The sequence below is a fragment of the Acinetobacter sp. ASP199 genome (genome assembly GCF_022700675.1).
In the GTDB taxonomy this organism is placed as follows: domain Bacteria; phylum Pseudomonadota; class Gammaproteobacteria; order Pseudomonadales; family Moraxellaceae; genus Acinetobacter.
In genome coordinates this window covers 1454331-1469589 of record NZ_CP062182.1, presented here as the reverse complement: position 1 = coordinate 1469589, position 15259 = coordinate 1454331, and the positions used below count along the sequence as shown (strand labels likewise).

11 protein-coding genes and 3 pseudogenes are annotated in these 15259 nt (G+C 41.3%); 11 read left to right on the top strand and 3 right to left on the bottom strand.

All coding sequences use genetic code 11. The annotated features are described in order from the left end of the window. The first annotated feature begins 40 nt into the window (after window positions 1-40). Together IHE35_RS06905 and IHE35_RS06900 are read left to right on the top strand one after the other, a co-directional pair. The gene (locus IHE35_RS06905; RefSeq protein ID WP_242789887.1) at window positions 41-1765 is read left to right on the top strand and encodes a bifunctional protein-serine/threonine kinase/phosphatase; all 1725 of its coding nucleotides are present in this window, start codon (window positions 41-43) and stop codon (window positions 1763-1765) included. 190 nt (window positions 1766-1955) lie between these two features. Next, window positions 1956-3281, top strand: a complete 1326-nt coding sequence (locus IHE35_RS06900; RefSeq protein WP_242789886.1) for a sorbosone dehydrogenase family protein — start codon at window positions 1956-1958, stop codon at window positions 3279-3281. Window positions 3282-3782: 501 nt separating this feature from the next. On the opposite strand, the gene IHE35_RS06895 is transcribed toward IHE35_RS06900, so the two are convergent. Continuing rightward, entirely contained in the window at window positions 3783-4481 is a 699-nt protein-coding gene (locus tag IHE35_RS06895) for a DUF1826 domain-containing protein (protein WP_242789885.1), read from the bottom strand. A gap of 259 nt (window positions 4482-4740) precedes the next feature. Between IHE35_RS06895 and IHE35_RS06890 the strand changes: the two are divergent. The 8 genes and pseudogenes from IHE35_RS06890 to IHE35_RS06855 all read left to right on the top strand — a co-directional run bounded on the left by IHE35_RS06890 (window position 4741) and on the right by IHE35_RS06855 (window position 12900). Next, window positions 4741-5639: pseudogene (locus IHE35_RS06890) on the top strand (putative oxygenase MesX). Window positions 5640-5681: 42 nt separating this feature from the next. After that, window positions 5682-6725, top strand: a pseudogene (locus IHE35_RS06885) (methionine synthase). Window positions 6726-6822: 97 nt separating this feature from the next. Continuing rightward, window positions 6823-7317 carry a flavin reductase gene (locus IHE35_RS06880; RefSeq protein ID WP_242789884.1) on the top strand — a complete coding sequence of 165 codons (495 nt, stop codon included), beginning with the start codon at window positions 6823-6825 and terminating at the stop codon, window positions 7315-7317. 246 nt (window positions 7318-7563) lie between these two features. Beyond that, window positions 7564-8235: pseudogene (locus IHE35_RS06875) on the top strand (DUF1345 domain-containing protein). A gap of 104 nt (window positions 8236-8339) precedes the next feature. After that, window positions 8340-9041 (top strand): VIT family protein, encoded by a 702-nt coding sequence (locus IHE35_RS06870; protein WP_242789883.1) that lies wholly within the window; start codon window positions 8340-8342, stop codon window positions 9039-9041. 178 nt (window positions 9042-9219) lie between these two features. Next, window positions 9220-10905: a phosphoethanolamine--lipid A transferase gene (locus tag IHE35_RS06865; protein WP_242789882.1), complete on the top strand. Its 1686-nt coding sequence runs from the start codon at window positions 9220-9222 to the stop codon at window positions 10903-10905. Between the two features lies 1 nt (window position 10906). Next, window positions 10907-11578, top strand: a complete 672-nt coding sequence (locus IHE35_RS06860) for a response regulator transcription factor (protein WP_242789881.1) — start codon at window positions 10907-10909, stop codon at window positions 11576-11578. Between the two features lie 5 nt (window positions 11579-11583). After that, window positions 11584-12900, top strand: coding sequence for an ATP-binding protein (locus IHE35_RS06855; protein WP_242789880.1), 1317 nt, complete (start codon window positions 11584-11586; stop codon window positions 12898-12900). Window positions 12901-12950: 50 nt separating this feature from the next. On the opposite strand, the gene IHE35_RS06850 is transcribed toward IHE35_RS06855, so the two are convergent. Beyond that, window positions 12951-13637 (bottom strand): phosphatase PAP2 family protein, encoded by a 687-nt coding sequence (locus tag IHE35_RS06850; protein WP_242789879.1) that lies wholly within the window; start codon window positions 13635-13637, stop codon window positions 12951-12953. Between the two features lie 38 nt (window positions 13638-13675). Next, on the bottom strand, window positions 13676-14062 hold the full coding sequence (locus IHE35_RS06845; protein ID WP_242789878.1) for a diacylglycerol kinase: 387 nt from the start codon (window positions 14060-14062) through the stop codon (window positions 13676-13678). 241 nt (window positions 14063-14303) lie between these two features. On the opposite strand from IHE35_RS06845, the gene IHE35_RS06840 reads away from it, so the two are divergent. Continuing rightward, window positions 14304-15113: an SDR family NAD(P)-dependent oxidoreductase gene (locus tag IHE35_RS06840; RefSeq protein WP_242789877.1), complete on the top strand. Its 810-nt coding sequence runs from the start codon at window positions 14304-14306 to the stop codon at window positions 15111-15113. Window positions 15114-15259 lie beyond the last annotated feature (146 nt).

Here is a 15259-nt window from a genome sequence, read left to right as displayed (position 1 = left end):
TTATAAAGGGATCATTTAGATCCCTTTTTGAGCTTTCAGCATGAAAAAAACATTAAAAGTCACTATTGGGCAATATTCTACTGCGGGTATTAAACAACAAAACCAGGATTTCTATGGGGTATATCTGCCTGAAGAGCATGTACTGAAACAGAAAGGGATTGCCTGCGTTATTGCTGATGGGATCGGTAGCAGTAATGTCAGTCATCTTGCAGCAGAAACCGCCGTTGGCAGTTTTTTATCTGACTATTACTCTACTTCAGATGCGTGGAGCACACAGACTTCAGCAGAACGGGTGATCCGTTCGACCAATTCATGGCTCTATGCACAGACGCAACAAAGTCAGGGACGTTTTGATAGAGACCGAGGTTATGTCTGTACCTTATCTGCACTGGTTTTAAAACAGCAACAAGCCCATATTTTCCATGTGGGTGATAGTCGTATTTACCGCATTCGTGATAATGAAATTGAATTACTGACCCATGATCATCGGGTTTGGTTATCTTCAAGAGAGCATTATCTGAGCCGTGCCTTAGGTGCGGATTATCGTATTGAAATTGATTATCGACATATTGATTTAAAAGAAAAAGATATTTTTTTACTCATGACCGATGGGGTCTATGAATTTGTTACAGACCAACAATTATTAGATTTAACTTTAGCAGATGGGGATTTAAATCAAATTGCCCAAGCATTCGTTGAAAAAGCTTTAAAACAGGGCAGTGATGATAACTTAAGCCTTCAGATACTCCGTATAGAGCAAGTACCTGAACTGGATCAGTTTTATATTCAGCAGGATTATGTATTTCCACAACAGCTCAGTAAAGGTGAAGTTTTTGAAGGCTATGAGATTGATAAAATTTTGCACCAGAATCATCGCAGTTGCCTGTATTTGGCACACGATACTCAGCAGCAGCCTTTGGTCATAAAAACTTTGGGGGTAGATTTACAGCAAGATGAAAATGCCGTAGAGCAGTTTCAACTCGAAGATTGGGTATCAAAACGCCTGAAACATGACAACCTGATGCAGTGTTATGCACATAACAATGAGAAAAAATATTTATTCCAATGTTATGAATATTTGCAGGGTGAAACCCTGGATCAATGGCTGCATCGTCAGGAACAGCCTTTAAAGCTCGATGATATTTTACCGATTGTGCAACAAACGGTCTTGGCCTTAAATGCAATGCATCGACTGGAGATGCTGCATCAGGATATACGACCCAAAAACATTATGGTTTTGAATGCAGAAAATGCCATAAAAATTAAACTGATTGATTATGGTTCAACGGCAGTAAGAGGTCTGGTAGAAATTAACCCCAAAAATGCGAATCGGCCACTCGGTACTTTGGCATTTATGGCACCGGAGTATTTTATTGATCATCAGCCGTCGGTGCATTCAGACCAATTTTCTTTGGCGGTGATGATCTATTATTTACTGACCAAACAATTACCTTATGGTACAGATTTGGCTCGCTGTAAGACCTTAAAGCAACTTAAAAAAGTTCAGTATCATTCCATCAGGAAATATCGGCCTGATTTACCTGTATGGTTAGATAAAATCCTGGCTCAAGCGCTGAGTATCGAACCGACACATCGTTTTGAGGCATTGTCTGAACTCATTCACAATCTCATGCATCCTTCCAAAGAATTATTAAATTCTAAACCACCCGCAATCATTCAACGTGATCCTTTACGTTTTTGGCAAATGAGTTGCGCCATATTAGGGCTCTTATTTTTATTGAGTATTGCCTGGCCATTTATTTGAGCAGGAAAGATCAAACCATAATTAAAAATGTAGAGGTAAATAGATAGGGTTTTTATCTCAAATAGAGCATGAGATTGAATGTCAAAATCACAGTAATCAATTAACAACCAGATAAAACAAGAACCCTATAGTTGTCATTTGAACAGACTTTTAAGATAAGCAGATAACAACAAAAAAGCAGGGAACCCAAATGTCTGCTCAAAATTTACTGTCTATCCTCAGTGCTGCCATGATATTGGTATTCACTGGATGTACGTCATCATCCAAGTCTCCAATTACAGACAGTTATGGTCCTCAACCTGAGCTGCCTGAACCCAAATCCAGTTTGTTCCCTGTCGTTAATATCGCACCAGCCAAAGGTTGGCCAGTAAATACCATGCCTACACCGGCTGCGGGTTTAAAAGTGGAGGCATTTGCCAAAGGTCTTCAGCATCCACGTTGGCTCTATGTTCTGCCGAATGGAGATGTATTGGTGGCGGAAACCGATGCGCCGCCCAAGCCTGAAGATAGTCAGGGGATTAAGGGTAAAATCATGAAAATGTTGATGAAAATGGCAGGATCTTCTCATCCAAGTCCTAACCGTATTAGTCTACTTCGTGATAACAACCATGACGGTGTTGCTGATCAGAAAACAGTATTTTTGCAGAATCTAAACTCACCATTTGGCATGACCCTGGTTGGAAATACACTATATGTAGCGAATACAGATGCTTTAGTAGGTTTTCCTTATCAGCCAGGTATGACTCAAATTAAAGAAAGTGGTCGCAAAGTATTGGCTTTACCGGCAGGTCCCTTAAACCATCATTGGACCAAAAACGTGATTGCCAATCCTGAAGGAACCAAACTCTACATTACAGTTGGCTCCAACAGCAATGTAGCTGAAAATGGCCTAGACCAAGAAAAAGGACGAGCTCTGATCATGGAATTTGATATGGTCAGTTCTAAGGCACGTCCATTTGCAACTGGCTTACGTAATCCTAATGGCATGGATTGGCAGCCTCAAAGTGGAGCATTATGGACTGTAGTCAATGAGCGGGATGAAATCGGGAATGATTTGGTACCTGACTATATGACCTCAGTGAAAGACGGCGCTTTTTATGGCTGGCCTTATAGTTATTATGGTCAGCATGTAGATAAACGGGTAAAGCCGCAAAATCCCGGACTGGTAGCACGGGCGATTAAACCGGATTATGCATTGGGCAACCACACGGCATCATTAGGTTTGAGTTTTTATAAAGCTGAGTTAATGCCTCAATATCGCGGTGGTGCACTAATTGGTCAGCATGGTTCTTGGAACAGAAAACCACATAGTGGCTATAAAGTAATTTTTGTACCATTTAGTAATGGTCAGCCTTCCGGTACCCCACAAGATGTCCTGACAGGCTTTTTAAGCAAAAATGGAGAGGCATTAGGAAGGCCAGTGGGTGTAACAGTAGATTTATCAGGCGCAATATTGGTTGCTGATGATGTAGGAGATACGATTTGGCGTGTGTCACCAGATGAACAGGTCCGTTAATCAGCAAGAAAAGGGATAGAGATATTGATGTTTATATTCAAAAACTTAAATACCAGTATGCTATAGTTTTACTTGGGAAAATATTCAGAAAAATAAAAGCCTTATAGTCTCTCCCAAAACTATAAGGCTTAGCGGCTGTAGTCTCTTCTTTTATCACTTACTATCCCGGTAAGTTCGCTGTCTTATCGACTTTATTATCGTTATAATGCGATTATTATCAGCTTTCCTTGCTGACTCTTTATGTGAAATATGATGTCAAAAATATAGATGACAGGAAATAGGGTAATTGCTCTAATCCATGTAAGCAATTTCCTACAAAAAATAACAATTTTAAACAAAAATAAACATTAAATGAATATTCCTGTAAATCCATGCAAATTTAAGATGCTTAATTAACGGTATATTTATGTTTTTTTTAATAAATACACAATCTAATATTATGTTCTTTCGGTATCATTACCTGAATAAATGGTCATAGTTACCATCCTTTAGGAAGGTAATTTAACAAATTAATAGCAATCTATACTCACCATCGCTTTCAACAGGGGCTCTATGTACACAAGGTAAAGCCTGTTGTGTGGGGTGATCAACAGCAAGTCGCCAAAGATTCCCTAAGCCTAAATTGACAGGTTTTGCATCAGTTTTAGCCTGATAATGCAGATCAAAGAAATATTCTTCCAGAAACCTTTCAAATTCAGTTTCAGGTCCGTCATGTAATTGCTTGAGTTGTTCTCTGATTTCTGGAATCAAGATTTTTTGCTCAACCTGATCATTTGGCAAAATGTCACTTGCGGCACCGTGATAGGTACATAAAAATGTATCTGTTTCGATAGGTGAGCGATCCACATGGTAAGAATAGACATCGGTCGAAATGAAATCAAACTCATCATCCCGTTCATAGCATTTCAGCAAATTCAGGGAAGGAGAAGCGCCGTAGTCAGTCAATAGCTGCATATCCTTTAAGAGGATTTCTCTAGCCAGATGACCTTGTTCAGAAAGCTGCAGTGCCAACAGATCTTCAACAGAAACTTCAGTGATATTTTCTTTTAAATCAAGTTTAGCGACGATTTCTTTAAAATCACCAGGCAAATTTCTAGACCAGCAGAGGGCATTCATCTCACCTTGAAAATTTGCATCTACGAGTTCAGAAAAAGTTGAAACCACCTGAATTTGAGTATTGCCAGAAAAGGTATTCGTCATATGAGAATGAAGTCACTACTTATAAATCGTGCTCAATAATACACTTTGATGTTTAGAAGTGAACAATGATGAATAACATAAATTAAAAACTTAATTTCTCTATTTGATTGTAGCTCATTATGGCTACAGTTAAACTCATAAAATGAATTTAACTCATCTTTTACTGAGTTTATATCGTTTTACTCATGTTTTGATTCACGCTTAAATACAGCCATACAGAAATTTAGCTTTTTATAAAAATTTAGGGCGGCATATCTCCATGAGTACAGCATTTCAATGTTCAATTAAACGTATTCGTTTTGATGAGAACTATGAGCCAGCAAACAATACCCGTTTAACCACCAATTTTGCCAATTTGGCGCGTGGCGCAAGCCGTCATGAGAATCTTCGTCAATTGATATTGAGGGCAATGGTCAAACCTTTCCATTTATTGAAACCTTGAAAAGTACCGTTATCGACCATCATGGCAATGAACGCATTGAAGGCATGATCGGGAATAGCTTTTCGTCTTATGTACGTGATTATGACTTCAGTGTGGTATTGCCATCACTCGGCTGCACGGCCAATGAAAAACCTGACGACTTTGGTGACCTGCACGGCAAGCTGTACCAGCATCTTGTGAATTCAGCAGTCTTTAAAGCTGAATTTAATAAACTGCCTGTGATTTGCCTGAGTGTTTCAACCACGAAAACTTATTACCGTACCGCGAATGTTCATCCGATATTAGGTGTGGAATACACCAATGATGAGTATTCACGTACCGATGAATATTTCAAAAAAATGGGCTTAAGTGTTCGTTACTTTAAACCTGAAAATGGCAATGCACCCTTGGCATTCTATTTTTCGGGTGACTTGCTGCACGATTATACCGATTTTGAACTGATCAGTGCGATCAGCATCATGGAAAGCTTCCAGAAAATCTATCGTCCTGAAATTTACAACACCAATTCACCTGCAGGTGTGGTGTATCAGCCTAGCTTGAGCTATGGCGATTATTCATTGACTCGCATTGTTTATGACCGTGTTGAACGTGGGGAACTGGCAGTCAAACAAGGGAAATGGACAGAGGAAAACTTCATTAAGCCCTATAAAGACATCCTGGATGAATGGGCTGCCAATTTTAAAGTAGCAACAGCTCAGCAAGATAATGCTGCCTGATAGATCACATATTTAAATGAATTTAGAGAAAGAAGATTAGACATGACACTTTTACAACCTGAAAAGTTACTCCCGACCTCTACAGCAGGAAGCTTGCCAAAACCGTCTTGGCTGGCAGAACCTGAAAAGCTTTGGTCAGCTTGGAAACTCGAAGGTGCAGAACTACTAGAAGCAAAACGTGATGCCTTAAAACTCTCTTTGCATGAACAAGTCCATGCCGGCATTGATATTGTCAGTGATGGTGAACAGACTCGTCAGCACTTTGTGACTACGTTTATCGAGCATCTTGAAGGGGTGGATTTTGAATAACGTGAAACTGTACGTATCCGTAACCGCTATGATGCCAGCGTACCTTCAGTAGTCGGTGAAGTTTCCCGTAAAAAAGCAGTGTTTGTGGATGATGCGAAATTCTTGCGTAGCCAAACCACGCAGCCAATTAAATGGGCATTGCCAGGTCCAATGACCATGATTGATACGCTGTACGATGGTCACTACAAGAGCCGTGAAAAACTGGCATGGGAATTTGCCAAAATTCTGAATCAGGAAGCACTTGAATTAGAGGCAGCAGGGGTTGATATCATTCAGTTTGATGAGCCAGCATTCAATGTGTTTTTTGATGAAGTGAATGATTGGGGCGTCGCGACTTTAGAGCGTGCACTTGAAGGTCTGAAATGTGAAACTGCGGTACACATTTGCTATGGTTATGGCATTAAAGCCAATACTGACTGGAAAAAGACTCTAGGCAATGAATGGCGTCAGTACGAAACAGCATTCCCTAAACTGCAACAATCAAAAATTGATATTGTATCGCTTGAGTGTCAAAACTCACGTGTGCCGATGGATCTGATTGAGCTGATTCGAGGTAAAAAAGTCATGGTCGGAGCGATTGATGTTGCAACCAATCAAATCGAAATGCCTGAAGATGTTGCCAATACACTGCGTAAAGCATTGCAATTTGTGGATGCAGATAAACTGTATCCATCAACCAACTGCGGAATGACACCTTTGTCTCGTCAAGTGGCTCGGGGCAAACTCGAAGCGCTTAGCGCAGGGACTGCGATTATTCGTCAGGAGCTGGGTGCTTAAACGAAGCGTGGCTCAACCAGAGTAGGGCAAATGATCCGTAAATCATTTGCCTGCCTTTGAATACAGGCACATCGTATATATAATTGAGATGAAAGAGATGATTGAAGCAAAAGACTTTAGAAATGCAATGTCCCTGCTAACCACGGCGGTGAATGTGATCACGACCCAAGGTGTAGCAGGTATGCATGGCTTTACCGCATCGGCCGTATGCAGTGTGACGGATACACCGCCGACACTTTTGGTCTGTATGAATCAATCCTCTCGTTCACATGAACATTTCATTAAAAATAAAGTACTCTCTGTCAATGTACTCAGCACGCAGCATGAATACATCTCCAATGCATTTGCCTCAAGTAAATTCAGCTCTGAAGATCGCTTCAAGCTCGGTGAATGGAGCACGCTTGAAACAGGTGCGCCGATTTTAGACGATGCATTAGTGAGCTTTGATTGCCAGATTGAAGACATTCAAAATGTTGGCACACACAGCGTTTTCTTATGTCGTGTTGTTGCCATTCAACACAGTCAGCAGGAAGAAAGCCTGGTGTATTTTAACCGGGCGTATCATCAGATCGGTCAATTAGAAACTGCTTAAATGTTCACTGCTTCGATAGTTAAATCTTTGGAAGTGCATCGTCGAGACAAACATCCTCAGCCTGGTTCATAAGAATTGGGCTGATAGCGTTTTAGTCATTTCTTTTGCGATTAGATTTCAAATATCCATTTTATCGTCATCTTAAATCAACATTCGTTTATCTACTAAAAACTCTTATCTGCTGTTGTTTTAATAAAATACTTTATACTGGAAGGTGAAGGCATCCCATGATATGCAGGAAAGCCCATGCGTTTCTTCCAATATATAAAAACAGCGCTGCAGTCCCGACTTTATTTCTTTATTATTTTTCCATCCATACTCATTTGGTATTTCCTTTTACATGCAGTGACTCATTTAACCTGGTCTACCTGCATTTTGATGAGCTGGAACATCACCATTTATGCCTACTTATTTTTCACTATAAAGAAGCTCTGGCATATAGATCATGACCATATCCTGCAACGAGCCATACAACAGGATGCCAGCAAATGGGTCATTCTGGTGCTTGTCATTATCACTTTAGTGATGTGTTTTATTGCCATAATTATTGAAATTAATCATTTACCTAAAGATGCAACAATCCGAACCGGTCATTTGCTGCTATCGATCCTGACGATTATTTCAGCTTGGTTCCTGATGCATACCATTTTTGCGATTCATTATGCTCATGACTTTTATCTAGCCTTGGAAAGGCATAAACATGGCGGACTGGCTTTTCCAAATACGCCAAATCCTACCTATCCGGACTTTTTATATTTTAGCTATATCATGGGCACTTCCGCATAAACGGCTGATGTATCGATTACTCGCCAACCTATGCGAGTTTTAAATACTTTGCATTTACTGCTTGCCTATAGCTTTAATACCACGATTTTGGCTATTGCTATCAATGTAACAGCAACCTTTATTAGTACTTGAGCGCATAGACCTGGGTTCGAGCAAGAGCTTATTAAATAAATAGCTGTTTCTTCGGATAAAATAAAGATAAGATGATGATATTGATAACAAAAAGAGACTATAGCGTGAGTCATTCTTATCATCTTGAAAAACATTATTTTGAACGGGCAGGTTGGTTGCGTGCAGCTGTACTGGGGGCAAATGACGGGATTATTTCTGTTACCAGTCTGGTGGTGGGGATGGCAGCCAGTGGTGCGTCCACAAATACCTTGTTGGTCACTTGTGTAGCCGGATTAATTTCCGGAGCTGCATCAATGGCTGCTGGAGAATATATCTCGGTCAAATCACAGCAGGACATTGAAAAAAATGATCTGGAGATGGAGGCTCGTGAGCTGAAACGTCACCCAGAAAATGAACTGAAAGAGTTGGAAAATATTTATATCAAGCGTGGTTTAGCCCCTGAGGTGGCACAACAAGTTGCCTTGCAGCTCACTGCACACAATGCTTTAGATGCACATGCCCGTGATGAAATTGGTATATCAGAACATACCTCCGCCCAGCCTTTTCGTGCGGCATTTTCTTCCGCCACCGCCTTTACCGTCGGTTCACTGTTTCCGTTAATCTCTATTTTGCTATTACCTGAACAATACCTCGCTAAAGGTGTGATGCTGGTCGGCGTATTAAGTCTTGGGATTATGGGTGCAATGGCAAGTTATACAGGCGGTGTAAGTATCTGGAAAGGTTCGGCTCGAGTCATGCTTTGGGGGATTGTTGCCATGTTATTTAGTGCATGGGTCGGTTCTTTGTTTAATGTTACAGTCGCTTAAATCTACTCAGGAGGTGATTTCTGGTGGACTTTGGTCCTAAGATTACCTCCTTTTTAAAAATCGGTTTAAGAAAGCTGATCAATATTGTTCAAAATTTTATGAAGTTTTAAACATTTTAAGTCATTTTTAAGATTCAGATTCTAGGCTAAAGCATCTTAAAGTCTTTGAGCCACGGATCATGCTGAAGCTGTTTTCCCATTCGTCTTTTTTAAGTCAGCGACCTAAAAAGTCGATCAGTCTTTCAGGCTTCAACATGTTGTTGGCTATTTGGCTGGGATTGATCCTAAACTTTGCTTTCTATCAGAAAATCCATGAATTTACGCCTTATAGCAATCTAAAAGCAGGTCTATTACTGGTCGCCACGGCACTGATCATTATTGCGTTTTACAATCTGGTATTACAGTGGCTGAACTGGACATGGAATGCCAAAATACTGGCCAGTGTCCTAATCATTCTGGGTGGCTTTAGTGCTTATTTTGTCAATAGTCTGGGGGTCGTTATTACGCCTGACCAGATCCAGAATATGCTGCAAACCGATGCCCGTGAAGTTCGAGATCTCTGGTCAATGCGACTGGTTATCTGGACATTGGTATTTGTAATTTTTCCCCTCTGCGTTGTGTGGATACTTCAAATTCAGCCTGCATCGCTTGGACATCAGCTGGTGCATAAGAGTCTGAGCAGTGTGCTCTCAGCTGGCTTGATTCTGGGATTGTTATACTGTTTTTATGTCGATTATGCAGCGATCTTCCGAGAGCATCGCGATCTGAAAGGCATGCTTTCACCACAAAACAGCATTGCATCTACTTTGTCTTATTATAAAAAGAAAGCACCTAAAGCAAATTTACCTTTGGTGGTTTTCGGCGAAGATGCCCATCTGCTACAGCAGGCCCAAATGCAGGAGCATCCTAAATTGATGGTGCTGGTTGTTGGAGAAACTGCACGTGCCGAGAGTTTTGCCTTAAATGGCTATGCGCGCAATACCAATCCTGAACTGAGCAAGTTAGCGGTGATTAATTTCAATCAGGTCAGCTCTTGTGGAACTGCAACAGCCGTTTCAGTCCCTTGTATGTTTTCTGGCATGTCACGTGAAACCTATGATGAACAGCTCGCCAGCCACCGAGAAGGTTTGCTGGATATTGCGCAGCGGGCCGGTTATCAGGTGACCTGGATTGATAATAATTCGGGCTGTAAAGGTGCCTGTGACCGGGTACAGCAATACCAGATTCCGGTACAACTGAAACAGAAGTGGTGTGATGCTGGTGGTGAATGTTTTGATGAAATTCTGGTGGATAGCCTGAAAGATTATCTGGCGCATCTGGATAAAAATAACCCGAAACCACAATTAATTGTACTGCATCAGATGGGCAGTCATGGCCCCGCATATTTCAAGCGTTCCAAAGCGCCATATCAGCCATTTCAACCGACCTGTAAGACCAATGCCATTCAGGGCTGTAGTACAGAAGAATTAAAGAATAGCTATGATAATTCGATTGTATATACAGACCATGTTCTTGCCCAGATCATTGAAACTTTAAAGCAGCAGACTCAATATCAGACCGGTTTCTGGTACCTGTCTGATCATGGAGAATCCACCGGAGAGCATGGTTTATACCTGCACGGTGCACCTTATAGTATGGCACCGACCCAGCAAACCCATGTCCCGATGCTGATGTGGTTTTCCGATACCTGGCAACAGTACAATGCCCGGCAGCTAAGCTGTTTAAAAACACAGACCGGACAGGCACGCAATCACGATCATCTTTTCCCCAGCTTATTAAGTATGCTGGATATAAAAACGCAAGTGACTGAAGCTAAAAATGATATGCTTGCACAATGCTCATCATCATTAAAAAACAGAGCTTAAAATGCATAAAATACTGATTATTGAAGATGACTTTATGATTGCCGAGTCAACTGAAACATTACTCAAGCTGCATCAGTTTGGGGTGTGCTGGGTCAATAATGGGATTGAGGGTTTAAAACAGTTACAGCAGCAGGTCTACGATATTGTCCTGCTTGATTTAGGCTTGCCGATGATGGATGGCATGCTGGTGCTAAAAAATATCCGGCAAAAGTTTCCGAATTTACCGGTACTGATTATCTCCGCCAGGGATCAGTTACAAAACCGGGTAGAGGGGCTGAATCAGGGAGCAGATGATTACTTGATTAAACCCTATGAATTTGACGAGTTGCTGGCCCGTATTCATGCCTTAATACGCCGTAGTGGTTTAAAAACTACCGGGATAGATACGAATAAGAAATTATCACACAGTGGACTGGAACTGGACCTGGAACAGCACATCGCATGCTTTAATGGTGAACCAATTGAGTTGTCTAATCGGGAATGGTCTATTCTCACTGCACTCCTCATGCATCCTAGCAAAATTTTTTCTAAAAACGATTTAGAAGACAAGCTTTATGACTTTGATAGTGATGTCAGCAGTAATACGGTGGAAGTCTATATCCATCATCTGCGAGCAAAACTAGGAAAAGATTTCATCCGTACCATACGTGGGCTAGGGTATCGATTAGGATGAACGCCATGCAAAAACGTTATTCCTTGCAAAAACGTCTGGTTATTTATATTTCATTACTTAGCTTGGTATTAGGCTGTGTGCTGATCTTTGCAGCATACCGGATTGCACTCGAAGAAATTAATGAAGTACTGGATAAACAGATGCAAAGTCTGGCAGAGCGTATTGCAGAAAATCATCCACAGCCCCTGCAAAGTCAAATCGATCTGGCAAAACAATACAGTGAAGAAGATTTATTTGTAGATATCTGGTCCTATACAGATACAGCCACTTCCTTGCATCCACAGGATGTTCTGGTGGCACCGGTCAGGAAAGCAGGTTTCTATAAGCATCAAACGCCGTATGGAACCTGGTTAACTTACATTATTCCTGGTAAGCAATTACAGATTCAGGTGAGCCAGCAGCAAAATGTCCGGCAGGAACTGGCGCTGGAACTGGCAGCCAATATGTTTCTTCCCTATGTGCTTTTTTTACCTTTTGCAGTATTTGGCTTAGGTTGGATGATTCGTAAAAACTTTCAGCCCCTTAATGATTTTAAAACTGAATTGGCCAGTCGCAAGGCACAAGACTTAAAGCCAATTGCAATGAAAGATTATCCCCTAGAGCTGGAACCGACCATTCAGGAAATGAATCACCTGTTCGGTCGAATTTCCCAGGCCCAACAGGAACAACGTCAATTTGTAGCGGATTCTGCACATGAATTACGCACGCCACTGACGGCCTTGAATTTACAGCTACAAATTTTGCTACAGCAGTTCCCTCAGAGTGAGTCTATCCATAATTTGAGTCAAGGCATTTTGCGTATGCAGCATCTGATCAACCAGTTATTAAGTCTGGCCAAACAGGATGTGACCGAAGGTTTAAGCGAACCTGTTCAATTGCTATCACTGAATCAAATGACAGTCACCTGTATCGAAGAGCTGATTCAACTAGCGCTACAAAAAGAGATTGATTTAGGGGTAGAGCAGCAGGAACTGTTGATTCAGGGCCAAGCTTCAGCCTTGCACTCGATTATTTATAATTTAATTGATAATGCGATTAAATATAGTCCGACGGATGGCGTAATTAACGTATCGATTTTCCAGCAAGGCCAGCAGGCAGTTTTACAGATTGAAGACAGCGGGGCAGGGATAGATCCTGCTCAATTCGCTCAGATCCGGCAACGCTTCTACCGGATACATAACCATGCAGAAATTGGCAGCGGTTTGGGTTTATCCATTGTAGATAAAGCTACCGAGCGCTTGAGTGGAACACTGGAATTTTCGCGAAGTATTAATCTGGGCGGCCTGTGTGTACAAGTCAAGTTTCCTTTAGGCGAAGCCTAAGCGAATAGGCTTCGGTTTATTTGGGCGTTGAAGCTGCTTGATTTAATGCACTAAGGAACCACCTTTTCTATCGGCAATTTATGGCTAAACAGCGTATAGCCGATAACATTCAGGCACCAGATAATCCAGCCAGTCCATAAATTATGACTAAGGAAATGTGCTCCACGCATCATTTGTGCCCACCCCATGGCCAACCCTAAGATTACTGCAGCGATCAGAAAAAAATAAGCACGATTGCGGTTAGACATGCGATAAACAAAATAGCCAGCTATCAAGGCAAAACCGCTAGATGCATGTCCTCCAGGAAAACAGTGTCCATCAGTGGCACTAAAATCCCACAAAATCCCGTTATGGGTAGGTATAGTCATATCCCACGGACAGGCATGAGCCGACTGGAATTTTAAAATTCCGATCGAAGCCGTAGTCAGTACCACCATGCTAAAGAAATAGCCAAATTCCCAGCGCCGCATATGCCAGTTCTGCCATTTCAGTGATACCAACCAGCCCAGCAATAAAGTGATATACACCAGAATCAGTATATCTTTCACATAGCGGTGATTAAGCTCTGCCAGCGCCCAGTGTTGTCGCAGGGGGAATTGACCATGGTCATCTATAAAGGGATAGATAAGCTGTAAATCAAGCACTCCTCCAATATCAAAGAAATTCAAAAGAACAAAAAAACTAAATATCAAAAGTAAGGTTTGAGTCAATAAAAACCGGGAACGGTCAGTGATCATTTTTAATGGTCCATTTCAGGCAGTAGCGGGTGCAGTGGTCAAATCGAATGACCAGCCAAAATGATGCCCCAGGTCACGGTTATTAGACTGAGTGCTACAAACTGGGCAGCACTGCCCATGTCCTTGGCATTTTTAGACAGTTCATGCTGCTCCATGGAAATACGGTCTACCACCGCCTCAATCGCCGAGTTAAGTAATTCAACGATTCGCGCCAGCAGGCATACGGCGACCATCAGCGTTTGTTCCAGTCGATTCACTGGCATGACAAAGCTCAGAGGAACCAAAATCAGGTTGATGAGCAGGATTTGCCGGAAGGTCGCTTCATTTTGAAAGGCTGTTTTAAAGCCGGCCACGGAATAACGGGTCGCATTCAGAATACGCTGTATTCCCGAGTTGCCTTTATAGGGTGAACGGTAGGAAGACATAGCTGTCATGAGTCAATAAAAGGAAACTCTAACTTAAGATTGCAGGCTTAAAACTTTCTTAAAAAAACTGGCCTCTATGTGTTTTTTAATAAAAATAATATTTAATTTTTTGTGCAGAATTAAGAATTTTTTAAGTTTGGGCGTTTATCTTAAGTACTAAGTTATTTTTCGTGATGTGATCCACATGACCTGCTGCAGTTTTGATCTCGACTCATCATGTTAAGAAAAAGAGAAAGTATTTATGCGTAATTTAACTGCAACAATTATGGATGCTACTTCTGGTATTGGTCAGGCTATTGCAAAGGTTCTAGGCCAGAATGGGGTCAATCTGGTGCTTGTTGGGCAGAATCAACATATTCTACAAAGAGTACATGACAATTTAGCCCAATGTTACCCACAGCTACAACTGGATTTAATTCATTGTAACTTTGCCGATCTGCAAAGCAGGGAAGAGCTGGTTAAAGCTATTGTTGCGCTAAATAGACCCATTCACTACTACATTAATAACATCAGTATCAGTGATTTCAAGCTCTTTGCACAGCAGCCACCAGAAAGCATGGAACAAATGATGCTAGTCAATGCAGTTTATCCCATGCAACTGATACAAAAGATCCTGCCATTGATGTCTACTCATCCATCTGGCCAGATCATTAATATGGGTTCAACCTTTGGCAGTATCGGCTATCCAGGATATGCAGGTTATTGTGCCAGTCAATTTGCCCTGCGTGGTGCGACCGAAGCATTAGCCCGTGAATACAGCAAAAGCTCGATCAGATTTAGATATTTTTCACTACGGGTGACCGAAACCAATATTCATCATTCAAATGCAATAGAAATGAATATAAGACTGGGAAAAAAGATTGACTGTCCAGAATTCGTTGCGGAAGAACTATATCGGTTTCTACATACTGATTGTCAGTCGTATCAAATAGGCTATCCTGAAAAAATCTCGATAGCTGTTAACCAGATTTTTCCAGACCTACTCTCAGCATCAATTAATAGAGATTTAGCAACGATTTGTGAATGTGCAGAAAAAGTTGCTAGTTTCTAACTGTGATTCACAGACTAAAGAAGCAGGATATTAATATAGTTCCCTTAGAGTGGCAGGTATCAATCCCTCCTTGGATACCTGCTTTTTTTTAGAAAAATACTCAAAACTAAAGCTGCAAATTACAAGTCCTCCAAGTAGAAGATAGC

Coding starts and splice junctions, on each gene's coding strand:
- IHE35_RS06905 (WP_242789887.1), top strand. CDS start 41: ATGAAAAAAACATTAAAAGTCACTATTGGGCAATATTCTACTGCGGGT.
- IHE35_RS06900 (WP_242789886.1), top strand. CDS start 1,956: ATGTCTGCTCAAAATTTACTGTCTATCCTCAGTGCTGCCATGATATTG.
- IHE35_RS06895 (WP_242789885.1), bottom strand. CDS start 4,481: ATGACGAATACCTTTTCTGGCAATACTCAAATTCAGGTGGTTTCAACT.
- IHE35_RS06880 (WP_242789884.1), top strand. CDS start 6,823: ATGATTGAAGCAAAAGACTTTAGAAATGCAATGTCCCTGCTAACCACG.
- IHE35_RS06865 (WP_242789882.1), top strand. CDS start 9,220: ATGCTGAAGCTGTTTTCCCATTCGTCTTTTTTAAGTCAGCGACCTAAA.
- IHE35_RS06860 (WP_242789881.1), top strand. CDS start 10,907: ATGCATAAAATACTGATTATTGAAGATGACTTTATGATTGCCGAGTCA.
- IHE35_RS06855 (WP_242789880.1), top strand. CDS start 11,584: ATGCAAAAACGTTATTCCTTGCAAAAACGTCTGGTTATTTATATTTCA.
- IHE35_RS06850 (WP_242789879.1), bottom strand. CDS start 13,637: ATGATCACTGACCGTTCCCGGTTTTTATTGACTCAAACCTTACTTTTG.
- IHE35_RS06845 (WP_242789878.1), bottom strand. CDS start 14,062: ATGTCTTCCTACCGTTCACCCTATAAAGGCAACTCGGGAATACAGCGT.
- IHE35_RS06840 (WP_242789877.1), top strand. CDS start 14,304: ATGCGTAATTTAACTGCAACAATTATGGATGCTACTTCTGGTATTGGT.